This is a genomic window from Micromonospora sp. NPDC023966 (assembly GCF_040639095.1).
In the GTDB taxonomy this organism is placed as follows: domain Bacteria; phylum Actinomycetota; class Actinomycetes; order Mycobacteriales; family Micromonosporaceae; genus Micromonospora.
Genome location: NZ_JBEZZJ010000056.1, coordinates 1 through 22192 on the forward strand (window position 1 = coordinate 1; position 22192 = coordinate 22192).

Annotated in this window: 22 protein-coding genes and 1 pseudogene; 20 read left to right on the forward strand and 3 right to left on the reverse strand. The window is 71.8% G+C overall.

The features are described from left to right. Positions 1–122: 122 nt before the first annotated feature. Positions 123–1019 (reverse strand): AAA family ATPase, encoded by an 897-nt coding sequence (locus AB0F68_RS33915; RefSeq protein WP_357345758.1) that lies wholly within the window; start codon positions 1017–1019, stop codon positions 123–125. Between the two features lie 240 nt (positions 1020–1259). On the opposite strand from AB0F68_RS33915, the gene rpmE reads away from it, so the two are divergent. Both rpmE and prfA read left to right on the forward strand, forming a co-directional pair. After that, on the forward strand, positions 1260–1484 hold the full coding sequence (rpmE, locus tag AB0F68_RS33920; RefSeq protein ID WP_357274785.1) for a 50S ribosomal protein L31: 225 nt from the start codon (positions 1260–1262) through the stop codon (positions 1482–1484). Between the two features lie 106 nt (positions 1485–1590). Next, positions 1591–2679, forward strand: coding sequence for a peptide chain release factor 1 (gene prfA, locus AB0F68_RS33925; RefSeq protein ID WP_357345760.1), 1089 nt, complete (start codon positions 1591–1593; stop codon positions 2677–2679). A gap of 22 nt (positions 2680–2701) precedes the next feature. Here the strand turns inward: prfA and AB0F68_RS33930 are convergent, their stop codons facing one another. Next, positions 2702–4255, reverse strand: coding sequence for a GGDEF domain-containing protein (locus AB0F68_RS33930; RefSeq protein WP_357345762.1), 1554 nt, complete (start codon positions 4253–4255; stop codon positions 2702–2704). A gap of 74 nt (positions 4256–4329) precedes the next feature. Here AB0F68_RS33930 and prmC point away from each other — a divergent pair, with 74 nt between their 5' ends. The 4 genes from prmC (at position 4330) to AB0F68_RS33950 (ending at position 8757) form a co-directional block, all read left to right on the forward strand. Further along, entirely contained in the window at positions 4330–5277 is a 948-nt protein-coding gene (prmC, locus tag AB0F68_RS33935; RefSeq protein WP_357345764.1) for a peptide chain release factor N(5)-glutamine methyltransferase, read from the forward strand. Next, the gene (locus tag AB0F68_RS33940) at positions 5277–5921 is read left to right on the forward strand and encodes an L-threonylcarbamoyladenylate synthase (RefSeq protein ID WP_357345796.1); all 645 of its coding nucleotides are present in this window, start codon (positions 5277–5279) and stop codon (positions 5919–5921) included. Before prmC ends, AB0F68_RS33940 begins: the two co-directional genes overlap by 1 nt. Continuing rightward, the gene (locus AB0F68_RS33945) at positions 5922–6533 is read left to right on the forward strand and encodes a phosphotyrosine protein phosphatase (protein WP_357345766.1); all 612 of its coding nucleotides are present in this window, start codon (positions 5922–5924) and stop codon (positions 6531–6533) included. A gap of 112 nt (positions 6534–6645) precedes the next feature. Next, the gene (locus tag AB0F68_RS33950) at positions 6646–8757 is read left to right on the forward strand and encodes a transglycosylase domain-containing protein (RefSeq protein ID WP_357345768.1); all 2112 of its coding nucleotides are present in this window, start codon (positions 6646–6648) and stop codon (positions 8755–8757) included. Positions 8758–8769: 12 nt separating this feature from the next. Here AB0F68_RS33950 and AB0F68_RS33955 read toward each other — a convergent pair whose 3' ends face one another. Further along, positions 8770–10239: an SDR family oxidoreductase gene (locus AB0F68_RS33955; RefSeq protein WP_357345770.1), complete on the reverse strand. Its 1470-nt coding sequence runs from the start codon at positions 10237–10239 to the stop codon at positions 8770–8772. 35 nt (positions 10240–10274) lie between these two features. On the opposite strand from AB0F68_RS33955, the gene glyA reads away from it, so the two are divergent. From glyA to AB0F68_RS34025, 14 genes and pseudogenes are all read left to right on the forward strand, one after another. Beyond that, positions 10275–11564 (forward strand): serine hydroxymethyltransferase, encoded by a 1290-nt coding sequence (gene glyA, locus AB0F68_RS33960; RefSeq protein WP_357345772.1) that lies wholly within the window; start codon positions 10275–10277, stop codon positions 11562–11564. Continuing rightward, positions 11557–11988, forward strand: a complete 432-nt coding sequence (locus tag AB0F68_RS33965; RefSeq protein WP_357345774.1) for a hypothetical protein — start codon at positions 11557–11559, stop codon at positions 11986–11988. The genes glyA and AB0F68_RS33965 overlap by 8 nt, the downstream gene beginning before the upstream one ends. A 172-nt stretch (positions 11989–12160) precedes the next feature. Then, complete coding sequence (locus tag AB0F68_RS33970; RefSeq protein WP_357345776.1) at positions 12161–12397, forward strand: AtpZ/AtpI family protein; 237 nt, start codon at positions 12161–12163, stop codon at positions 12395–12397. A gap of 11 nt (positions 12398–12408) precedes the next feature. Next, entirely contained in the window at positions 12409–13206 is a 798-nt protein-coding gene (gene atpB, locus AB0F68_RS33975; RefSeq protein ID WP_357345778.1) for a F0F1 ATP synthase subunit A, read from the forward strand. Positions 13207–13274: 68 nt separating this feature from the next. Then, complete coding sequence (locus AB0F68_RS33980; protein WP_151461930.1) at positions 13275–13511, forward strand: F0F1 ATP synthase subunit C; 237 nt, start codon at positions 13275–13277, stop codon at positions 13509–13511. A 28-nt stretch (positions 13512–13539) separates the two neighbouring features. Then, complete coding sequence (locus AB0F68_RS33985; RefSeq protein WP_357345780.1) at positions 13540–14079, forward strand: F0F1 ATP synthase subunit B; 540 nt, start codon at positions 13540–13542, stop codon at positions 14077–14079. Next, positions 14079–14900 (forward strand): F0F1 ATP synthase subunit delta, encoded by an 822-nt coding sequence (locus AB0F68_RS33990; RefSeq protein WP_357345782.1) that lies wholly within the window; start codon positions 14079–14081, stop codon positions 14898–14900. Before AB0F68_RS33985 ends, AB0F68_RS33990 begins: the two co-directional genes overlap by 1 nt. 93 nt (positions 14901–14993) lie before the next feature. Beyond that, a complete protein-coding gene (gene atpA / locus AB0F68_RS33995; RefSeq protein ID WP_357345784.1) occupies positions 14994–16646 on the forward strand; it encodes a F0F1 ATP synthase subunit alpha in 1653 nt (550 codons plus the stop codon). Positions 16647–16649: 3 nt separating this feature from the next. Beyond that, complete coding sequence (locus AB0F68_RS34000; RefSeq protein ID WP_357345786.1) at positions 16650–17579, forward strand: F0F1 ATP synthase subunit gamma; 930 nt, start codon at positions 16650–16652, stop codon at positions 17577–17579. Continuing rightward, positions 17579–19015 carry a F0F1 ATP synthase subunit beta gene (gene atpD, locus AB0F68_RS34005; protein WP_357345788.1) on the forward strand — a complete coding sequence of 479 codons (1437 nt, stop codon included), beginning with the start codon at positions 17579–17581 and terminating at the stop codon, positions 19013–19015. The genes AB0F68_RS34000 and atpD overlap by 1 nt, the downstream gene beginning before the upstream one ends. A gap of 217 nt (positions 19016–19232) precedes the next feature. Then, positions 19233–20375 (forward strand): LCP family protein, encoded by a 1143-nt coding sequence (locus AB0F68_RS34010; RefSeq protein ID WP_357345790.1) that lies wholly within the window; start codon positions 19233–19235, stop codon positions 20373–20375. Positions 20376–20510: 135 nt separating this feature from the next. Next, the gene (locus AB0F68_RS34015) at positions 20511–20789 is read left to right on the forward strand and encodes a F0F1 ATP synthase subunit epsilon (RefSeq protein ID WP_357345792.1); all 279 of its coding nucleotides are present in this window, start codon (positions 20511–20513) and stop codon (positions 20787–20789) included. 12 nt (positions 20790–20801) lie between these two features. Next, positions 20802–21257 carry a DUF2550 domain-containing protein gene (locus AB0F68_RS34020; protein WP_357345794.1) on the forward strand — a complete coding sequence of 152 codons (456 nt, stop codon included), beginning with the start codon at positions 20802–20804 and terminating at the stop codon, positions 21255–21257. Positions 21258–21960: 703 nt separating this feature from the next. Then, positions 21961–22192 (forward strand): annotated as a pseudogene (locus AB0F68_RS34025) (hypothetical protein); the annotation flags it as partial.

Genomic DNA, 22192 nt, shown 5'->3' on the forward strand with positions numbered 1-22192 from the left:
CCTCAAGTAACTGCAAGCTGTGGCAAGCGCTGCCTGCCCGCACGATCTGCGCCGTAAACGACGGGCGACGGAAGAAGTTGCGGTCGTGTGGCTGGGGGAGGAGCCCGCCGGCGGACGCGCTTTCAGAAGTCGCCCTCGGCGACCTGGAAGACGGTCAGGCCCAGCGACCGCCACATCCGGACCACCTGTTGCCGGTCGTCGAAGACGCCGACCACCCGGTAGGTGTCCCGGATCTCCCGCTCGTAGATCTCCCGCTTGACCACCGCGTCCTTGCGGTGGTCGCCGACCGCCCGCAGGTGCAGGGCCAGGTAGGGGACCTTGACGTGCCGGGCCAGCCAGGCCTCGGTGTCGGGCCGGGCGGTGGCGTCCCGGCCGGAGCAGAAGACCACCCCGTGCCCGGCCGCGTGCATGGCCCGCACCGCCGCGATCACCGCCTCGTTCGGCGCGTCCTCGCCGACCCGGGTCATGTCGTAGGGGCTGCGCGACACGTTCAGCGCCACCGTGCCGTCGATGTCGACCAGCACGATGTCCGGGCGCTCGGTGGCCTCCCGCTCCACCAGCGCCGGGCCCCCGGTCCGGGCGGTCGGCACCGGCAGCGGTAACGGGCGGTTCGCCAGGTAGCGCTCGTGCAGCCGGCGGATCGCCGCCTCACCGACCCGGTCGACCTCGGGGCGCGCGGCGTCCCGGCGCAGGCACTCCTCCAGCGGGACGTCGGTGAAGTCGTGCACCTCGAACGCCGCGCCGTACCGGGCGGCCATTTCGGCCCAGTCCCGCAGGGTGCGGGAGCGCAGGTTGGTGTCGTCCACGCAGACGCTCACCCGGGCCGCCAGCAGCGCCTCCACCTGGGCCCGCTGCACCCGGCTGACCTGCCCCTCGGCCCACTGGGTGAAGAGCCGCTCGCCGTGCATCATCCGGCGCAGGTCGTCCCGGTTGACCCGGACCACGCCGGGCTGGAGCCGGCGGGCGAAGGTGCTCTTGCCGGAGGCCGGCAGCCCGCGGGTGGCGATCAGGCGGAACATCCCGTACCTCCCGTTCATCCCTCTGCCGCCTCCCCGAATGCCCGCGAGACGCGCGGGAATGCGTACCGGGAGGTGAGCGTTACGCCTGCCGGACCTGGTGTGCGGCCCGCTCGACGGGTCGGCGGAAGCCCATGGCACACTGGTCAATCGGCCACCGGTTCCGGTTCACGCCCGAGCCCGTCGTGACGACGGGGACCACGACGGCGACCCGGCGACCACCGACGAAAGGACCGAGGCGACATGAAGCCCAACATCCACCCGGAGTACGCGACCACCGAGGTCCGCTGCTCCTGCGGCAACACCTTCACGACCCGCAGCACCGCCAAGGGCGGTTCGATCAGCGTCGAGACCTGCAGCGCCTGCCACCCGTTCTACACGGGCAAGCAGCGCGTCCTGGACACCGCCGGTCGGGTCGCGAAGTTCCAGCAGAAGTACGCCAAGGTTCAGGCCAAGAAGGCCAAGTAGCTCCGTCGACGACGCCCGTGTCCGGCTCCGTGCCGGGCACGGGCGTTCGTCCGTTTGCACCCGTTTCTGCCCGTCCCCGCCCGGTCGTCGAAGGAGCATCCGCAGCATGAGCAGTGAGCGCCTGGCCGCCCTCCTCGACGAGTACGCCGAGCTGGAGCAGCGGCTCGCCGACCCCGCCATCCACGCCGACCAGGGCGCCGCCCGCCGGGTCGGCCGGCGTTACGCGGAGCTGGTCCCGCTGCACAAGGCCGCCGGCGAGCTGGAGCAGGCCCGGGCCGACCTGGCCGCCGCCCGCGAGCTGGCCGCCGAGGATCCGGCCTTCGCCACCGAGGCGGAGGAGATCGCGGCGTCCCTGCCGCCGCTCGAGGAGAAGCTGGCCGAGCTGCTCATCCCGCGCGACCCGCACGACGCCAAGGACGTCATCGTCGAGATCAAGGCCGGCGAGGGCGGTGAGGAGTCGGCGTTGTTCGCCGGCGACCTGCTGCGCATGTACACCCGCTACGCCGAGCGGCACGGCTGGGTCACCGAGGTGATCGACGCGCAGGACTCGGACCTCGGCGGGGTCAAGGACGTCTCCCTGGCGATCAAGTCCAAGGGCGTGCCGGAGGGTGGCAACGGGGTCTGGTCCCGGCTCAAGTGGGAGGGCGGCGTGCACCGGGTGCAGCGCGTCCCGGTGACCGAGTCGCAGGGTCGGATCCACACCAGCGCGGCCGGCGTGCTGGTGCTGCCCGAGGCCGAGGACGTGGACGTCACCATCGACCCGAACGAGCTGCGGATCGACGTGTTCCGCTCGTCCGGGCCGGGCGGCCAGTCGGTCAACACCACCGACTCGGCGGTCCGGATCACCCACGTGCCCACCGGCATCGTGGTCTCCTGCCAGAACGAGAAGTCGCAGCTGCAGAACCGCGAGCAGGCCATGCGGATCCTGCGGGCCCGGCTGCTCGCCGCCGCCCAGGAGCAGGCCGACGCGGCCGCCTCGGACGCCCGCAAGGCGCAGGTGCGCACCGTGGACCGGTCGGAGCGGATCCGCACCTACAACTTCCCGCAGAACCGGATCACCGACCACCGGATCGGCTACACCGCGTACAACCTCGACCTGGCGCTCGCCGGCGAGCTGGACGGGGTGCTCGACGCCCTGGCCGAGGCCGACCGCGCCGCCCGGCTGGCCGGCGAGACGGAGCTGGCCCGACGCTGACCGCGGCCGGGGCCGCCCGCGCTCAGCAGGCGCGGAGGCGGTCCTTGGCGCGCAGCATCTCCCGGTCGGCCAGCTCGAACGCGGCGCCCAGCGCCTCCCGGACGCCCACCCCGCGGCCCCCGTCGACCTCGGCGAAGCCGATGCTCACCCCGACCGGGGTGCCGGGGACCAGCGACTCCCAGTCCTCGGTGTGCACGGCGGCCTGGATCCGCCGGGCCACCTCGGCCGCCTCGGCCATGCCGGTCTCCGGCAGCACCACGACGAACTCGTCCCCGCCGTAGCGGGCCACGAAGTCGCCCCGCCGCATCACCCGGTTGATCACCCCGGCGATCCGTTGCAGCACCAGGTCGCCGGAGTGGTGCCCGTGCCGGGTGTTCACGGCCTTGAACCCGTCCAGGTCGCAGACGCCGATCACCACCCGCTCGCCCCGGGCCACCACCGCGGCGATGTAGCGCTCCAGCCGGCGCCGGTTGGGCAGCCCGGTGAGCGGGTCGGTCAGCGCCTCGCCCTCGTAGCGGGCGGCCTCGCGGCGCATCTCCTCGTGGTCGATCCGGGCGGCGATGCCGTCGATGTAGACGTCCCGCAGCCGGTCGCTGCGCTGCGCGGCCAGCCGGAACGCGTGCCGGTCGGCCCGGTGCGCCGCGGCGTGGTCACCGGCCCGGGCCAGCGCGACGCTGCGCAGCCGGGGCGCCTCGGCGGCGCCGAGCGTCTCGTCGGAGACCCGGATGGTGTCCAGCCGGGTGACCGCCTCGATCGGGCGGCCCTCGGCGACGGCCAGGCAGACCTGGCCGAGTTGCCGCAGATCGCGGGCGCGGGCGCTGTCGCCGCCGTGGCCGATCAGCCGGGCCGGGTCGGCGTCTCCACCGGAGTCCACCCGGTCGCCGAGCGCCGCCCGCCGGGCCGCGGCGTAGCCGTAGGCGGCCAGGCTGCTCGGCCGCAGGCTGCCGGCCTGCCCGCGGCGCAGGAAGCCGGCCAGGTCGCCGGCCACGTCGCGGAGCACCCGCAGGCAGCCGTCGCTGTCGCCGTTGTGGTCCAGCGCCACCGCGTTGCGCAGCCGGATGCCGGGCGCGGCGAAGGTCTCCTCCGGGATGCCCGCGGTCAGCCCCACCTGGCGGGCGCGCTCGATCGCGCCGAGCGCGTGGCCGTGGAAGCTCAGGTAGGAGTAGGCCATCGCCAGGTCGTGCCAGCCCCACGCGGTGTCCCGGTCGGGGTCGTCGTCGGCGCTCAGCGCTCGCGCCGACCGGACCAGGTGGGTGACGCAGCGGTCCAGCGCGCCCTGGTGGTGCGCGGCGAGCGCGGCGAGGGCGTTGAGGTGCCCGTGCAGGTACGGCTCGGCCAGGTCCCGGACGGCGGCGGAGGCCTCCTCGATGGCCCGGGTGAACTCGGCCGTCCGACCGAGATTGATCAGCGCGGAGAGGCGCTGCACCAGCGCGTCCGCCCGGGTGCACGGGTCGTCGGTGGTGCGGATCACCCGGTCCAGCAGCGCGCACGCCTCCGCCGAGCGGCTGACCTCCTGCAACGCCCTCGCGCGCCGGAGGGCGTCAACCTGGTCCTCGACCCGGTCGAGCCAGCCCACTCGCGACCTCCCTGTCGGTGTGCGTCCGGACGCACCCGCTCGTGAGGTGACCCGCGACGCTTCATGATTATGTCGTGACCTCCCTCCCGCAACACCCGTCCAAAGGGTTAGAACGCGAGCGCCCCTCACTGGTGGTCGCCCGGGCGGCCCGGGCCCTCGCGGCGGCCGGCGTCGAGGCGCCCCGCGCGGAGGCCGAGCAGCTGGCCGCCTACGTGCTGGACGTGCCGCGCAGCCGGCTGGCGCTGGCCGACGGCTTCACCCGGGCGCAGCGCGACCGTCTCGACGCGCTGGTCGACCGGCGGGCGGCCCGGGAACCCCTCCAGCACCTCACCGGCACCGCCGGCTTCCGGCACCTGGAGCTCGCGGTCGGCCCCGGCGTCTTCGTGCCCCGGCCGGAGACCGAACTGCTCGCCGGCTGGGGGATCGAGCAGGCGCGCCGGCAACCTGCGCCGCTCGTCGTCGACCTGTGCAGCGGGTCCGGCGCGATCGCCCTGGCGGTCGCCCAGGAGCTGCCGTCGGCCCGGGTGGTGGCGGTGGAGCGGTCGCCGGCAGCGCTGGACTGGCTGCGCCGCAACGCCGCCGAGCGGGCCGCCGCCGGGGACCGGCCGATCGAGGTGGTGGCCGCCGACGTCACCGATCCGGGGCTCCTCGCCGACCTGGTGGGCCGGGTCGACGTGCTGCTCTGCAACCCGCCGTACGTGCCCCGGTCGGTGGTGGTGTCGCCCGAGGTGGCCGGACACGACCCCGACGAGGCGGTGTTCGGCGGTGCGGACGGGCTGGACGTGATCCGCCCCGTGGTGGGCCGGGCGGCGGCGCTGCTCCGCCCCGGCGGCGCGCTCGGCGTCGAGCACGACGACACCCACGCCACGGCGGTGCCCGCGCTGCTTGCCGCCGACGGCCGCTACGAGCGGGTCGAGGAGCACCGTGACCTGGTCGGGCGGCCCCGGTACGCGACCGCGTCCCGCCGGGCGGACGGCCAGCACGCCGACCCCGCCCCGGCGTGGCAGACTGGCTCCTCGTGATGCTCTACGACTGTCGGTCGCCCGCCGACCGGGACCGCGGCATCGCCGCTGCCATCGAGGCGGTCAAGAACGGGGAACTCGTCGTCCTGCCGACCGACACGGTCTACGGCATCGGCGCCGACGCCTTCACCCCGTACGCGGTGAAGGCGCTCGCCGACGCCAAGGGTGGCGCCCGGCAGGCGCCCCCGGTGCTGATCGGTTCCCGGCACACCCTCGACGGCCTGGTCTTCTCGCTGCCCCGCTCCGCTCGCGAGCTGGTCGAGGCGTTCTGGCCGGGGGCGCTGACCATCGTGGTGGAGCACTCGCCCAGCCTGGCCTGGGACCTGGGCGACTCCAGCGGCACGGTGGCGGTGCGGATGCCGCTGCACCCGGTGGCGCTGGAAGTGCTGCGGGAGACCGGCCCGATGGCGGTGGCCTCGGCCAACAAGGTCGGCCAGCCCGCCGCGCTCACCGCCGAGGAGGCCCGCGACCAGCTCGGCTACGGCGTCCGGGCCTACCTGGAGGCCGGCCCGGCGCTGGACCCGGTGCCGAGCACCATCGTCGACCTGACCGGCGACGTGCCCCGGGTGCTGCGCCAGGGCGCGGTGACCCTGGAGAAGCTGCGCGACGTGGTGCCGGACATCCTCGACGAGCGGGGGGTCTGAGTGCCCCCGTTCACCGTCCTGCACGTCTGCATGGGCAACATCTGCCGGTCCCCGATGGCCGAGCGGCTGCTGGTGCTCGCCGTCCGGGAGCGGCTGGGCCGGCTCGGCGTCGACCCGGACCGCTCGGACGAGCTGGTGCACAGCCACAGCGCGGGCACCGGCGGCTGGCACGCCGGTGAGGAGATGAACCCGCCGGCCGCCCGGCAGGTGACCTCGCGTGGCGGCGCGGTGGACGGGTTCGCCGCCCGCCGGCTCCGGTCCGACCTCATCGACGCCGCCGACCTGGTCCTCACCGCCACCGTCGACCAGCACGAGTACGTGGTGGCGCTGCGGCCGGACGCCGCCGCGCGCACCTTCGTGCTGGGTGAGTTCGGCCGGCTGCTCGGCGGGCTCGACCGGGCCGGGCTCCCCCCGGTGGAGGCCACCCCGGACGCGGTGTACGCCCGGGGCGTGGCGCTCGTGGCGTCGGCGGATGCGGCCCGGCAGGGCAGCACCGCGCTGCCCACCGACGACCTGGACGATCCGTGGGGTCGCGGTGACCAGTGCTTCAGCCGGGTGGCCGACGAGATCGAGGAGACCGTCCAGCCGTTGGCCGCCGCGCTGCTGCCCTGAGGTTCATCCTTTCTCGCGAACTTCCTGCGCGTTTCATCGAAGATGGCGGCAAAACCGGCGATTCCGGTCATTCTGAACGGGTCCGTACGGCCGGCTCCTGCGGGGAGAGCTGATGAACCGGGCCCATCTCGACAAGCTGTTCACCGTTCTGCTCGCCGGCGTGCTCGCCGGACTGGCCCTGGCCGCCGCCGCGCTGCCGGCCGCGCTGGTCTTCGGGCTCGGCTTCAAGAACGCGATGCCCTACGCCGCGCTGCCGGAGTCGCTGAAGACGCCACAGCCGGCCCAGCGCTCCAACCTCTACGCCAGCGACGGCCGCACCCTGATCACCTCGTTCTACGTGGAGGACCGGGTGGACGTGCCGGTCGGCGAGGTGGCGCCGGTGATGCGGCAGGCCATCGTGGCCGCCGAGGACGTCCGGTTCTACCAGCACCACGGCGTCGACGTGCGCGGCGTGGCGCGGGCCTTCACGGCCAACCGGCGGGACGGCACCCGGCAGGGCGCCTCCACGCTGACCATGCAGTACGTGCGCAACGCCCTGGCCGGCGACCCCCGGCTCACCGAGGAGCAGCGGGCCAAGGCCACCGAGATCACCGTGGGCCGGAAGGTCCGCGAGATGCGCTACGCGCTGGCCCTGGAACGCCGGCTCAGCAAGGACGAGATCCTCGGGCGCTACCTGAACATCGCCTACTTCGGCGCCGGCGCGTACGGCATCGCGGCGGCCAGCAAGCGCTACTTCTCCACCACCCCGGCCAAGCTCACCCTGGCCCAGTCGGCGCTGCTCGCCGGGCTGGTCCGCGCACCGGACACCGACGACCCGATCAACGGCGACGCCGACGCGGCGCTCGGCCGCCGGGCGTACGTGCTGGACCGGATGGTGGAGACCGGCCAGGTGACCGCGGCCGACGCGAACCGGGCCAGGGCCGAGCGGCTCAACCTCAAGCCCAGCACCACCCCGAACGACTGCACGGCGGTGCCCGCCGGGCACAACGACTGGGGCTTCTTCTGCGACTGGTTCACCCAGTGGTGGAACGCCCAGCCCGCCTTCGGCAAGACGGCGGACGAGCGGCAGCGCACGCTGCGCCGGGGCGGCTGGTCGATCGTCTCCTCGCTCGACGCGGACGTGCAGGCCAAGACCACCGAGCAGGTGCTGCGGATCTATGCGAACACCAACCAGCGGGCGGCACCGACCGCGGTGGTCCAGCCCCGCACCGGCCGGGTGCTGGCCATGGCGGTCAACCGCCACTACAGTGTGGCGCCGAACCCGGACGCCGGGCAGAACTACCCGAACACGGTCAACCAGCTGGTCGCCGGCGGCGCGGGCATCGAGGGCTACCAGGCCGGCTCCACCTTCAAGCTCTTCGCTCTGCTGGCCGCGCTGGAGTCCGGGCTGCCGCTGAACACCGACTTCGATGCCCAGAGCGTCTTCGTCACCGACTACCCGATCGACGGCGGGCCGGCGAGCTGCGGCGGTTACTGGTGCCCGGAGAACGCCAACCCGTCGTGGATGAACGGGCGCCGGACCATGTGGAGCGCCTTCGGCCGGTCGGTGAACACCTACTTCGCCTGGCTGACCGAGCGGGTCGGCGCGGACCGGGTGGTGGAGATGGCCCAGCGGCTGGGCATCGTGTTCCGCTCGCCCGACGACGCCAAGCTGGCCCGCGAGGGCGCGAAGAGCTGGGGGCCGTTCACCCTCGGGGTCTCCGCGACCACCCCGCTCGACCTGGCCAACGCGTACGCCACGGTGGCCGCCGAGGGGACCTGGTGCCGGCCCACCCCGATCACCTCGATCACCGACCCCACCGGGCGGAAGGTGGCCGCCGGCAACCCGGACTGCCGCCAGGTGCTCGACACCGAGGTGGCCCGGGCGGCGGCGGACGCGGCCCGCTGCCCGGTCGGTGACCAGTCGATGTACCGCCGCTGCGACGGCGGCACCGCCGAGGAGTTGGCCCGCGGCCTGCGCCGGCCGCTGGCCGGCAAGACCGGCAGCTCCGAGCGGAACGCGACGGAGACCGTGGTCGCCTTCACCCCGCAGCTCTCCGTCGCGACCATCGCCGCGAACCCGGACAACCCCCGGGACGCCGTCGGCGGCGGGGTCCAGGTCCGCCAGATCGAGGCGGTGGGCAATCTCCTCGCGTACGCGCTGCGCGACCAGCCCGCCCTGGACTTCGTCCCGCCGAGCGAGACCGTCGCCTTCGAGCAGACGAGCCCGCGCACCGGCAACTGACCCCGGCGGGGGTCAGCGGGGGCCGGCCCGTTCGGCGCCGCGGGCGATGTTGCGGGCCATGCCGCCGAAGATGACGGCGTGGAACGGGGCGGCCGAGGCCCAGTAGAGGTGGCCGGGGAGGCCGTGCGGGAGGAAGACGGCGCGCTGGACGTAGCGGCTGAGGCCCTCGCCGGCCGGCTCGACGCGCATCTCCAGCCAGGCCCGGCCGGGCAGCCGCATCTCGGCGCGCAGCCGCAGCAGCTCGCCGGGCACGATCTCCTCGACACGCCAGAAGTCCAGCGCCTCGCCGACCTGGAGGCGGTGCGGGTCGCGCCGGCCCCGGCGCAGCCCGACCCCGCCGACCAGCTGGTCCAGCCAGCCCCGCACCGACCAGGCCAGCGGGAACGAGTACCAGCCGTGCTCGCCGCCGACGCCCTCGACGACCCGCCAGAGCGCCGCCGTGGGGGCGCCCACGGCCCGTTCCCGCACGTCGGTGTACGCCGTCCCGCCCGACCACTCCGGGTCGCTGGGCAGCGGCTCGGCCGGGGCGTCCGGCCCGCTCGCGTTCGACCAGCGGGTCTCCACCTGGGCGTCACGCACCTTCACCAGCGCCAGGGCGACCGCCTGGTCGAAGCCGGTCAGCCCGCCGGGCGGGTCGGGCACGTATCGGGCGAGGTCGTGGTCGCGGACGACCGCCTCGTGGATCAGGCTCTCCACCAGCGGCCGGGCGATCGCGTTCGGCACCGGCGTCACCCAGCCGACCCAGTACGAGGAGAGCGCCGGGGTCAGCGGCCGCACCCGCAGGATCATCCGCCGGCGCAGCCCGGCCACCCGCGCGTACCGCTGCATCATCTGTTCGAAGGTGAGCACGTCGGGGCCGCCGATGTCGAAGGCCCGGTTGACCTCGGGCGGCAGGTCCGCGCAGCCGACCAGGAAGTGCAGCACGTCGCGGACGGCGATCGGCTGGATCCGGTTGCGCACCCAGCGCGGGGTGACCATCCCCGGCAGCCGCTCGGTCAGGTGGCGCAGCATCTCGAACGAGGCCGAGCCGGACCCGATGATCACCGCGGCCCGCAGCACCGCCGTCGGCACGCCGCTGGCCAGCAGGATCCGGCCGACCTCCGCGCGGGACCGCAGGTGCGGCGACGGCAGCGCCCCGTCCGCCGCCGGCTCCGGCCCACCCAGGTAGACGATCCGGCGTACGCCGGCGGCGCGGGCCGCGGTGGCGAAGTTGGTCGCGGCCTCCCGGTCGGCCGCCTCGAAGCCGCGCTGGCCGAGCGAGTGGACCAGGTAGTACGCCACGTCCACGCCCTCGAACGCGGCCGGCAGGGTCTCCGGTTTCCGCAGGTCGCCCTCGGCGATCTCGGCCCGGGACGCCCAGGGCACGTCGCGCAGCCGCCCCGCCTTGCGGGCGAGGCAGCGGACGGTGTGCCCGTCGGCCAGCAGCCGGGGCGCGAGGCGTCCACCGATGTAACCCGTGGCGCCGGTGACGAGGCATCTCACGGCTTCCAGTCTGCGGCTCCGTAGACTCCTTCGCTGTGGAGAACGCGAGGGACACCTTCTGGGGGCCGGACTTCCAGCAGCTCAGCACCGTCGACCCGGAGATCGCTGAGGTGGTGCTGGGGGAGCTGGCGCGGCTGCGCGGCGGCCTGCAACTGATCGCCAGCGAGAACCTCACCTCGCCGGCGGTGCTGGCCGCCCTCGGCTCCACGCTCACCAACAAGTACGCCGAGGGCTACCCGGGCCGCCGCTACTACGGCGGCTGCGCCGAGGTGGACCGGGCCGAGGAGCTCGGCATCGCCCGGGCCAGGGAGCTGTTCGGGGCCGAGCACGCCAACCTCCAGCCGCACTCCGGCGCGAGCGCCAACCTGGCCGCGTACGCCGCCCTGGTGCAGCCGGGCGACACCGTGCTGGCCATGGACCTGCCGCACGGCGGGCACCTGACCCACGGCAGCCGGGTGAACTTCTCCGGCAAGTGGTTCCACCCGGTCGGCTACACCGTCCGGCCGGACACCGAGCTGATCGACTACGACGAGGTCCGCGACCTGGCCCTCGCGCACCGGCCGAAGCTCATCATCTGCGGCGCGACGGCGTACCCGCGGCTGATCGACTTCGCCCGGTTCCGGGAGATCGCCGACGAGGTCGACGCCTACCTCATGGTGGACGCGGCGCACTTCATCGGGCTGGTCGCCGGCCGGGCCATCCCGTCCCCGGTGCCCCACGCCGACGTGGTCACCTGCACCACGCACAAGGTGTTGCGCGGCCCGCGCGGTGGCATGATCCTCTGCCGGGAGTCGCTGGCGGCCCGGATCGACAAGGCGGTCTTCCCGTTCACCCAGGGCGGCCCGCTCATGCACGCGGTCGCCGCCAAGGCGGTCGCCCTGCGCGAGGCCGCCCAGCCCGAGTTCCGGGCGTACGCCTCCCAGGTGGTCAGCAACGCCCAGGCGCTCGCCGGAGGGCTGGCCGCCGAGGGCATGCGGCCGGTCTCCGGCGGCACGGACACCCACCTGGCCCTGATCGACCTGCGGGAGACCGGGGTGACCGGCGCCGCGGCCGAGGCGCGCTGCGACGCCGCCGGCATCACGCTGAACAAGAACGCGATCCCGTACGACCCGCAGAAGCCGATGGTCGCCTCGGGCATCCGGGTCGGCACGCCGAGCGTCACCACCCAGGGCATGCGGGAGGGGGAGATGCGCCGGATCGCCGCGCTGATCGCCCGGGCCGTGCGCACCGACCCGGAGTCGCCCGGGGGCGCGGACGAGCTGGGCCGGATCGCCGGCGACGTGACCGAGCTGGTCGGCGCCTTCCCGGCGTACCCCCGTGGCTGAGCCGGGGACGCACGCGGCGGAGGCGGCCGCGGACCGGGGCTGGCGGCTGCGCCACCTGCCCGTGCTGCTCATCGCCTCGGTGCTGCTGGCCGCGGCGGCCGCGGTGGCCGGCGGGCTGGCCCGCGGCGCGGACGGCGCGCTCGGCGCGGCGGCCGGGGTGGCCGTCACCGCGGTCAGCTACACGCTCACCACGGTGGTGCTGGCCTGGGCCGACGCCCGGGACCCGCAGCTCGTGCTCCCGTTCGGGCTGGGTGTCTACATCGCCAAGATGACGCTGCTCGGCGGGGTGATGGTGCTGGTCGCGTCGACCGGCTGGCCGGGGCTCGTCCCGTTCGCGTTGGGCATCGCCACGGGCGTGGTGGTCTGGACCGGGGTGCACATCTGGTGGCTGGCCACGGTGCACGCCCGCCGCGTCCACACCTGAGCCGTCCCAACCTGCGGACGGCACGCCGCTGTCCACGATCGGTCATTCTCTCAGTGGCGGGAGGGGAGTAGCGTGCCTCCAGACGACTTCGCCCGCCCGTGTCCCACACAACAACGTTGTGCGGGGGGTGAGGCACAGCCTCTTCGGCTCGACTGATATCGTTCGCCCCGTCATGGCCGGTGACCAGAAACCCCCCAGCACTGGCGGCCCGGGCGACGTTCCGTCCGGTGCCGGCCAGGGTTGGACCGCGCTCTCGTACCTCATCGGGGGCATGCTCGTCTGGGGCTTCATCGGCTGGCTGGTCGACCGTTGGCTCGACACCGGCGGCATCGCCACCGGGATCGGGATCGTGCTCGGCATGGCCGGGGGAATCATCCTGGTCGTGCGCAAGCTCGGCACGCCTCAATAGGAAGGGACGCGGTGTTCGGACAGGCGAACGTCCTGGCTCAGGGCCAGGCGGAATTCCCACCCAGCGTGGAGGACTTCTACCTGCCCAGCATCCTGCCCTGGGGTGCGCACGACTCCTTCTGGTTCACCAAGATCACTGCAATGGTCTGGCTCGCCGTCGGCGTTCTGATCATCTTCTTCCTGGCCAGCTACCGGAACCCGAAGCTGGTGCCGACGAAGAAGCAGTGGTTCGCCGAGTCGATCTACGGCTTCGTGCGGAACAACATCGCGGTCGACATGATCGGGCACCAGGGGGTGCGGTTCGCGCCGTACTTCACCACGCTCTTCTGCTTCGTCCTGCTGACGAACGCGTTCGCGATCATTCCGTTCTTCCAGATCTCGCCGAACTCGCACATCGCCTTCCCGGCGTTCCTCGCCGTGATCAGCTACGTGCTGTTCAACTGGATCGGCATCCGGCACCACGGCTTCGTCAAGTACTTCAAGAACTCTCTGGTCCCACCGGCGCCGTGGTACATCCTGCCGCTGCTGATCCCGATCGAGTTCTTCTCGACCTTCCTCGTCCGGCCGTTCTCGCTGGCCGTCCGTCTCTTCGCGAACATGTTCGCGGGCCACATGCTCCTGCTGGTCTTCACGCTGGGCGGCTTCGCCATGATCAGCGCCAACACCTGGCTGGCGCCGGTCTCGGTGCTGTCCTGGGCGATGACGATCGCGCTGACCTTCCTCGAGTTCCTGGTGATCTGTCTGCAGGCGTACGTCTTCACGGTGCTGACCGCCAGCTACGTGCAGGGCGCGCTCGCCGAAGAGCACTGATCCACTCTTTCGCACCAACCGTTGTCGTCCCGCGTGACCGTCACGCGTGATAACCAGGAGGAACCGCAATGAGCATCCTTGCCGAGGTAACGGGCAGCACCGCTGCCATCGGTTACGGCCTGGCCGCCATCGGCCCGGGCATCGGCGTGGGCCTGGTCTTCTCGGCCTACATCCAGTCGACGGCCCGCCAGCCGGAGTCGTCCCGGATGACCCTCCCGTACGTCTGGATCGGCTTCGCCGTCATCGAGGCGCTCGCGCTGCTGGGCATCGCCTTCGGCTTCATCTGGGCCGGCACCGCCGCCTGATCCACCCCCTCTGACCGGGAGGTTTCCCATGTACTTCCTCGCCGCTGAGGGTGGTGAAGCGGCTCACAACCCGATCATTCCCGCGTGGGAGGAGATCGTGGTCGGGGGCATCGCCTTCATCGTGCTCTGCTTCGTGCTGATGAAGTTCGTCTTCCCCCGCATGGAGCAGACGTTCCAGGCCCGGGTCGACGCGATCGAGGGCGGCATCAAGCGCGCCGAGGCCGCCCAGGCCGAGGCGGGCCAGCTGCTCGAGCAGTACCGGGCCCAGCTCGCGGAGGCGCGTACCGACGCCGCCCGGATCCGCGACGACGCCCGGGCCGACGCCGAGGGCATCCGTCAGGACATCCTCGCCAAGGCGCGCGAGGAGTCCGACCGGATCATCGCCGCCGGCAAGGAGCAGCTCGCCGCGGAGCGGGCCACCATCGTGCGCGAGCTGCGCACCGAGGTCGGCACCATCGCGGTGGACCTGGCCAGCAAGATCGTCGGTGAGTCGCTCGCCGACGAGGCGCGTCGCAAGGGCACCGTTGACCGGTTCCTGAGCGGTCTCGAGAGCACGGGGGCCCGCTGATGCAGGCCGCCAGCCGGGAGTCGTACAAGGTCGCGGCGGACCGCCTCGACGAGTACGCCCGCGGCGCGGAGCCGTCGGCGGTGGCCTCCACCGCCGACGACATCCTCTCCGTCGCCGCCCTGCTGCGGCGCGAGCCGCGGCTGCGCCGGGCGCTCTCCGACCCGGCCCGGTCCGGGTCGGATCGGGCCGGCCTGCTCGGCGAGATGCTGCGCGGCAAGATCGGCGCCGACGCGCTCGACCTGCTCGCCTCGCTGGTCTCCGGCCGCTGGTCGGCTCCGTCGCAACTGCTCGACGGCGCCGAGCGGCTGGGCATCGAGGCGCTCCTGGCGAGCGCCGACAAGGCCGGCGAGCTGGGCGAGGTCGAGGACGAGCTGTTCCGCTTCGGGCAGGTCGTCTCCGGTTCCCCGGAGCTGGCCACCGTGCTCTCCGACTCGATGGCCCCGGCCGAGCAGCGGGCCACCCTGGCCGACCAGCTGCTCACCGGCAAGGCCCGGCCGGTCACCGGCTACCTCGTCGGGGCCGCGCTCGCCGGCTTCGGGGGACGCTCCTTCACCGGGGCGCTCACCCGGCTGGTCGAGCTGGCCGCCGACCGGCGGGACCGTCAGGTCGCGTACGTGACCGTGGCGGCCCCGCTGAGTGACGAGGAGGAGCGACGCCTCGGTGCCCGCCTCTCCGAGATGTACGGTCGGGAGGTCTCCGTCAAGCAGACGGTGAACCCGGACGTGCTCGGTGGGGTGAGTGTGCGGGTCGGCTCCGACCTGTACGACGGCACCGTCCTGCGCCGCCTCAACGAGACCCGCAACGCGCTCGCGAAGCGCTGACCGGCTCCGCCGCGCAGCGCCCTGAATGACAGACGCCATTCGGACCGGTCGGTACTAGGTATCCCGGGCCCCTGATACTTAAGGAAGCAGAGGATGGCCGAGCTGACCATCTCGACGGACGAGATCCGCGGCGCCCTGGAGCGCTACGTCTCGTCCTACTCGACCGACGTCTCCCGCGAGGAGGTCGGCACCGTCTCCGACACCGGCGACGGCATCGCCCACGTCGAGGGGCTGCCCTCGACCAAGACCAACGAGCTGCTGGAGTTCGAGGACGGCACGCTCGGCGTGGCGCTGAACCTCGACGTCCGGGAGATCGGTGTCGTCGTTCTCGGTGACTCCGCCAAGCTGGAGGAGGGGCAGCGGGTCAAGCGCACCGACCGGGTGCTCTCCGTGCCGGTCGGCGACGCCTTCCTCGGCCGCGTGGTGAACGCGCTCGGCCAGCCGATCGACGGCCTCGGCGACATCGCCGACGAGGGCTACCGCGAGCTGGAGCTGCAGGCTCCGAACGTGATGGCCCGGCAGTCGGTGTTCGAGCCGCTGCAGACCGGTATCAAGGCGATCGACGCGATGACCCCGGTCGGCCGGGGCCAGCGGCAGCTGATCATCGGTGACCGGAAGACCGGCAAGACCACGGTCGCCCTGGACGCCATCCTCAACCAGCGGGACAACTGGCGCTCCGGCGACCCGACGAAGCAGGTCCGCTGCATCTACGTCGCCATCGGCCAGAAGGCCTCCACGATCGCCTCGATCAAGGGCCAGCTGGAAGAGGCGGGCGCGATGGAGTACACCACCATCGTGGCCTCCCCGGCGTCGGACCCGGCCGGCTTCAAGTACATCGCCCCCTACACCGGCTCGTCCATCGGACAGCACTGGATGTACGGCGGCAAGCACGTCCTGATCGTCTTCGACGACCTGAGCAAGCAGGCCGAGGCGTACCGCGCCGTGTCGCTGCTGCTGCGCCGCCCGCCGGGCCGCGAGGCCTACCCGGGTGACGTCTTCTACCTGCACTCCCGGCTGCTGGAGCGCTGCGCCAAGCTCTCCGACGAGCTGGGCGGCGGCTCGATGACCGGTCTGCCGATCATCGAGACCAAGGCGAACGACATCTCGGCGTTCATCCCGACCAACGTCATCTCCATCACCGACGGCCAGATCTTCCTGGAGACGGACCTGTTCAACCAGGGCGTCCGGCCGGCCATCAACGTCGGCACCTCGGTCTCCCGGGTCGGTGGCGCCGCGCAGGTGAAGCCGATGAAGAAGGTCGCCGGTTCGCTCCGGCTCAACCTGGCCCAGTACCGCGAGCTCGAGGCGTTCGCCGCCTTCGCCTCCGACCTGGACAAGGCCTCCCGCGCCCAGCTCGAGCGCGGTTCCCGCCTGGTCGAGCTGCTCAAGCAGCCGAACTACTCGCCGTACCCGGTGCAGGAGCAGGTCGTCTCGGTCTGGGCCGGCACCGAGGGCAAGCTGGACGACATCCCGGTCGGCGAGGTCCGCCGCTTCGAGTCGGAGTTCCTCCAGTACCTCCGCCACAAGCACGAGGGCGTCCTGGCGGCGATCGCCGACAACAAGTGGGACGACGACATCATCGGCTCGCTCGAGTCGGCCATCACCGAGTTCAAGCAGGTCTTCCTGGGCAAGGAGGACGAGGTCCGGCTCAACGAGCCGGCGGCGAAGCCGATGGAGGGCGAGGAGAACCGCGAGTCGGTGACCCGCTTCCGCGACGGCACGACCGACCGCCCGGCAGAGAGCTGAGCCATGGCCGCCCAGGTACGCGTTCTTCGTCAACGGATCCGCTCGGCGAAGTCGATGAAGAAGATCACCAAGGCGATGGAGCTCGTGGCGACGAGCCGGATCGCCAAGGCCCAGGCCCGGGTGGAGGCTTCGCTGCCGTACGCCAAGGCCATCACCGGTGTGCTCACGGCGCTGGCCTCGAACGCGCGGATCGACCACCCGCTGCTCACCCCGCGTGAGCGGGTGCGGCGGGCGGGGGTCCTGTTGGTCACCAGCGACCGGGGCCTGGCCGGCGGCTACAGCTCCAACGCGATCAAGACCGCGGAGTCGCTGATCGCCCGGCTCCGGTCCGACGGCAAGGAGCCGGTGCTCTACGTCGTCGGCCGCAAGGGCGTGACGTTCTACCGGTTCCGCAACCGGGAGATCGCGGCGAGCTGGACGGGCTTCTCCGAGCAGCCGGCCTTCTCCGACGCCCGCGAGGTGGGCGAGACGCTGATCAAGGCGTTCTCGGCCGGCGCGGACGACGCGGACGGCAGCGCCGGGGCGGACGGGGTGCTCGGGATCGACGAGTTGCACATCGTCTACACCGAGTTCCACTCCCTGATGACGCAGACGCCGGTCGCGAAGATCATCGGCCCGATGCAGGTCGAGGACCGGCCGCGGTCCGAGGGCCTGCTGCCGGCGTACGAGTTCGAGCCGGAGGCGGAGGCGCTGCTCGACGCGCTGCTGCCGAAGTACATCAACACGCGGATCTACGCGGCGTTGATCGAGTCGGCGGCCAGCGAGTCGGCGGCCCGGCGGCGGGCCATGAAGAGCGCCACCGACAACGCCGAAGACATGATCGAGAAGTACACGCGTGAGATGAACACGGCCCGCCAGGCCGGGATCACCCAGGAGATCAGCGAGATCGTCGGCGGCGCGAACGCGCTCGCCGCGTCGGGAAGTGAAGTGTGATGACTGCCCCAGTAGAGACCAAGACGGCCACGGGTCGCGTGGTCCGGGTCATCGGCCCGGTCGTCGACGCCGAGTTCCCGCGCGACGCCATGCCGGCCCTGTTCAACGCCCTGCACGTGGACGTGACGCTCTCCGGCGGCGAGAAGACGCTGACCCTGGAGGTCGCCCAGCACCTGGGTGACAACATGGTCCGCGCCATCTCGATGCAGCCGACCGACGGCCTGGTCCGTGGCTCCGCGGTGCGCGACACCGGCTCGGGGATCAAGGTTCCGGTGGGCGACGCGGTCAAGGGCCACGTGTTCAACGCCATCGGCGAGGTCCTCAACCTCACCGAGGGTGAGACGCTCACCCCGGACGACCACTGGGGTATCCACCGCAAGGCCCCGGCCTTCGCGGACCTGGAGCCGAAGACCGAGATGCTGGAGACCGGCATCAAGGTCATCGACCTGCTCGCCCCGTACGTCAAGGGCGGCAAGATCGGCCTGTTCGGCGGCGCGGGCGTGGGCAAGACGGTGCTCATCCAGGAGATGATCACCCGAGTGGCCCGGAACTTCGGTGGTACCTCGGTCTTCGCCGGCGTGGGTGAGCGCACCCGTGAGGGCAACGACCTCATCGCCGAGATGACCGAGTCCGGCGTCATCGACAAGACCGCGCTGGTCTACGGCCAGATGGACGAGCCGCCGGGCACCCGGCTGCGCGTCGCCCTCTCCGCGCTGACCATGGCGGAGTACTTCCGCGACGTGAAGAAGCAGGAGGTGCTGCTCTTCATCGACAACATCTTCCGCTTCACCCAGGCCGGTTCCGAGGTTTCCACGCTGCTCGGCCGCATGCCGAGCGCCGTGGGTTACCAGCCGACCCTGGCCGACGAGATGGGCGAGCTCCAGGAGCGGATTACCTCCGTCCGGGGCCAGGCCATCACCTCGATGCAGGCGATCTACGTGCCCGCCGACGACTACACCGACCCGGCGCCGGCCACCACGTTCGCCCACCTGGACGCGACCACCAACCTGGAGCGGTCGATCTCCGACAAGGGCATCTACCCGGCCGTGGACCCGCTGGCGTCCTCGTCCCGGATCCTCGCCCCGGAGTTCGTCGGCCAGGAGCACTTCCAGGTCGCCACCGAGGTGAAGCGAATCCTGCAGCGCTACAAGGACCTGCAGGACATCATCGCCATCCTCGGCATCGAGGAGCTCTCCGAGGAGGACAAGGTCACGGTGGGCCGGGCCCGCCGGATCGAGCGCTTCCTGTCGCAGAACACCTACGCCGCCGAGCAGTTCACCGGCGTGCCGGGCTCGACGGTCCCGATCAAGGAGACCATCGAGGCGTTCAAGAAGATCAGCGAGGGCGAGTACGACCACTTCCCTGAGCAGGCGTTCTTCATGTGCGGCGGTCTTGAGGACCTCGAGAAGAAGGCCAAGGAGCTGATGGAGGGCTGAGAGCCCGCTCACACTCCACTGAGGCCGCCCCGACGAACGTTGGGGCGGCCTCTGCCTGTTCAGGGCCCCTCGTTACCAGATGCCCGGTTCTCAGGCAAGCGATTCGCCGGACCGCGCGGTACCGTTCGTGACACAACGTTCACGTCATGAGCGTTGATCTCGTGCAACGAAACGGATCCGCGCGCCCGTCTACCAGTCGTGGGCGTGACGATTGGAGATGCTCGTGGATGAGGCCGGCACGGACCGCGGCAAGCGGTCCCTGTGGCGCGGCGTGCCGCGGTGGGCCCGGGTCTGCACCATCCTCGGCGTCGTCATGATGGTGCTCAGCGGCTCCGTGCTCGTCGGCTACCACGCGCTGGTCGCCCGCTACGAGGGCGCGGTCGGCAAGGGGGACCTCTTCGGTGACCAGGCGGCCGGGGCCAAGGAGAAGAAGAGCGACATCAAGGGCCCGCTGAACATCCTGCTGGTGGGCATCGACCCCCGCAACCCGACGGCCCGCCCGCTCGCCGACTCGATCATGATCCTGCACGTGCCGGTCGGCATGGACCGGGGCTACCTCTTTTCGCTGCCCCGCGACCTGCGGGTGGACATCCCCGACTTCCCGAAGGCCAACTACACGGGCCGCACCGACCGGCTCAACGCCGCCATGTCGCACGGCAGCGCGGTGGCCGGGCAGAACCCGAGCGCGGCACAGGGCTTCGAGCTGCTCGCCAAGACCGTGCAGCAGGTCACCGGGATCGAGCGCTTCGACGCCGGGGCGATCATCAACTTCACCGGCTTCAAGAAGATCGTCGACGCCATGGGTGGCGTCGACATGTACATCGAGCGGGACGTCAAGTCCGAGCACCTGCAACCGGACGGCACGCCGCGGCAGCTCAAGCCGGGCGGCGGGGGCTACCTCGGCCCGCAGGCCGTCTACAAGAAGGGCAACGCCCACCTCGAGGGCTGGCAGGCCCTGGACTACGTGCGGCAGCGCTACCCGAAGAACGGTGTGCCGGACGCCGACTACGGCCGGCAGCGGCACCAGCAGCAGTTCGTCAAGGCGATGGTGAGCCAGGCGTTCAGCGCCGACGTGGTGGCCAACCCGGTGAAGCTGGACAAGGTGCTCCGCGCGGCCGGCCAGTCGCTGGTCTTCAACGGCCGGGGCAACAGCGTGGTCGACTTCGCCCTCGCCCTGAAGGGCATCCGGGCCGACTCGATCGAGACGATCAAGCTGCCCGGTGGCCCGGTGGAGTCCAGCCGGGGCTACCAGGGGGAACAACTGCTGCCGCCCGCCGAGGACTTCTTCGCCGCGCTGCGCAACGAGCAGGTCGACGCGTTCCTGCTCGAGCACCCCGACTTCAAGCAGAAGAGCAAGTAGCGTGAGCGCCAACGGGCCTCGGCGGGCGCCGGGGCCGGTTGGCGCGACCGTGGCGCAGCTCTCGCCACCCGCGTTGGGTGGGCCTCGGAGGCGCGACTAGACTTTCGGCAATCCGCCGCCCAGCAAGGAGACAGCGTGGCACAGCAGCTTCACGTCGAGCTCGTAGCCGTCGAGGAGAAGGTCTGGTCCGGCGAGGCCGAGATGGTCGTCGCTCGGACGACCGAGGGTGAGCTGGGTGTGCTGCCGGGGCACGCGCCCCTGCTCGGCCAGCTCGCGGAGCCCAGCCAGGTACGCATCAAGCAGTCCGGCGGCGAGCAGCTCGCGTACGACGTGGCGGGCGGATTCCTTTCGGTGACCGGTGAGGGCGTTACCGTCCTCGCCGAGAGTGCCACCCCCGCCACCCCGGCACGCTGAGCCGACCCGCCGATGGAGATCGTGGAAGGGATCGGAATCGGCATCGCGGTCGTCTTCGCGGCGCTACTGATCCTCTTCATCCGGCGGGCCCTGTTCACCCGTAGCGGAGGCATCATCCGGCTCAGTGTCCGGGTGTCCACGATGCTCGACGGCCGAGGCTGGTCGCCCGGCTTCGGCCGCTTCGTCGGCGACGAACTCCGCTGGTACCGCATGTTCAGCTTCGCCCTGCGTCCCAAGCGGGTGCTGTCCCGCAAGACCCTCGCGGTGGAGCGGCGCCGGCTGCCCGAGGGCCAGGAACGGCTCTCCATGCCGGCCGACTGGGTGATCGTGCGCTGCACCAGCAACCACGCCCCGGTCGAGATCGCCATGGCACGGTCCACGGTCACCGGCTTCCTCTCCTGGCTCGAGGCCGCCCCACCCGGGGCGGCCTCGCCACGTCTGGCCTCCCAGGACTGGCCCGCCGCCTGACCCCGGCGGCTACTTGATCCACTCCGGCCCGGCGTGGAGTCGGTGTCGGACACCGCTGGCTCGGCGACCCGGAGTCGATCACTTCCGGTTCGACCGCCCCAGGCCCTTCCGCGCGCCGGCCGCGGCAGCCGACCGCCCCGGCCCCGAGCAGCGAGCCCCACTGCCCCGCCAACGGGGCTTACCGTCTCCCCGCCGTGAATCTTGGACAGTTGTCGTTAGCTACGAACGAAAACTGTCCAAGATCCGAGGTGGGTATCAGCCGTCCCTGCGTTGCCTGGGCAGATTGTCCGGTTTTTGCCTCGCGGCGGACGTTCGGTGGAACGTCATGTGTGTCTCCGGGGCCTGGATACACCCATGGTGTTCCACCCACCGACTGAGCGTGGGCGGGCTGTCCGTTTCATGCGGTGAGCGGCGGCACTCTGGCGGTGGAATGGCGGGCGGCAGCGGGTCGTTGTATCCCCGTGAACGACCGAGGAAGACGCCTCACCAAGGCGGGGTGCCCGGCCCCGGAATGATGGTGGGCCGGCGGTCGTTGTACATGGTCCCGGCGCGACGAAGAGGCCCCGCGCGCTGGATGATCCCCCAAGACTTTTGCTCGACCCCCTCAAAGACTTTGTTGAGCGCCTGACGGTGCTTGCGCACACCGGATTGCCGACCTCCCGCGGTCGGGGTGTGCGCCAACCCCCGAATGGAGCTACCTGTCATGAACACGATGCTGCGTAAGAGCGTGCTGGGTATTGCTGGTCTTGCTTTCACCGGTGGTGTGTTCGCTGGTCCGATCGCCGCCCACGCCGAGCCGGTGCACAGCACCAAGCCGGCGGCGGTGGCGGTGCAGGGTGACAAGCTGATCCCGCATGGTGTGCAGGGCGCCCAGTCGAAGATTGATCTGAACGACGAGCAGACCGCCAACGCCAAGGCGATCATCGCCGCGACGA

Excerpts from the sequence above, each read along its gene's own strand:
- AB0F68_RS33915 (WP_357345758.1), bottom strand. The coding sequence starts at position 1,019 with ATGTTCCGCCTGATCGCCACCCGCGGGCTGCCGGCCTCCGGCAAGAGC.
- rpmE (WP_357274785.1), top strand. The coding sequence starts at position 1,260 with ATGAAGCCCAACATCCACCCGGAGTACGCGACCACCGAGGTCCGCTGC.
- prfA (WP_357345760.1), top strand. The coding sequence starts at position 1,591 with ATGAGCAGTGAGCGCCTGGCCGCCCTCCTCGACGAGTACGCCGAGCTG.
- AB0F68_RS33940 (WP_357345796.1), top strand. The coding sequence starts at position 5,277 with ATGCTCTACGACTGTCGGTCGCCCGCCGACCGGGACCGCGGCATCGCC.
- AB0F68_RS33950 (WP_357345768.1), top strand. The coding sequence starts at position 6,646 with ATGAACCGGGCCCATCTCGACAAGCTGTTCACCGTTCTGCTCGCCGGC.
- AB0F68_RS33970 (WP_357345776.1), top strand. The coding sequence starts at position 12,161 with ATGGCCGGTGACCAGAAACCCCCCAGCACTGGCGGCCCGGGCGACGTT.
- AB0F68_RS33980 (WP_151461930.1), top strand. The coding sequence starts at position 13,275 with ATGAGCATCCTTGCCGAGGTAACGGGCAGCACCGCTGCCATCGGTTAC.
- AB0F68_RS33985 (WP_357345780.1), top strand. The coding sequence starts at position 13,540 with ATGTACTTCCTCGCCGCTGAGGGTGGTGAAGCGGCTCACAACCCGATC.
- AB0F68_RS33990 (WP_357345782.1), top strand. The coding sequence starts at position 14,079 with ATGCAGGCCGCCAGCCGGGAGTCGTACAAGGTCGCGGCGGACCGCCTC.
- atpA (WP_357345784.1), top strand. The coding sequence starts at position 14,994 with ATGGCCGAGCTGACCATCTCGACGGACGAGATCCGCGGCGCCCTGGAG.
- AB0F68_RS34000 (WP_357345786.1), top strand. The coding sequence starts at position 16,650 with ATGGCCGCCCAGGTACGCGTTCTTCGTCAACGGATCCGCTCGGCGAAG.
- atpD (WP_357345788.1), top strand. The coding sequence starts at position 17,579 with ATGACTGCCCCAGTAGAGACCAAGACGGCCACGGGTCGCGTGGTCCGG.
- AB0F68_RS34010 (WP_357345790.1), top strand. The coding sequence starts at position 19,233 with ATGCTCGTGGATGAGGCCGGCACGGACCGCGGCAAGCGGTCCCTGTGG.
- AB0F68_RS34020 (WP_357345794.1), top strand. The coding sequence starts at position 20,802 with ATGGAGATCGTGGAAGGGATCGGAATCGGCATCGCGGTCGTCTTCGCG.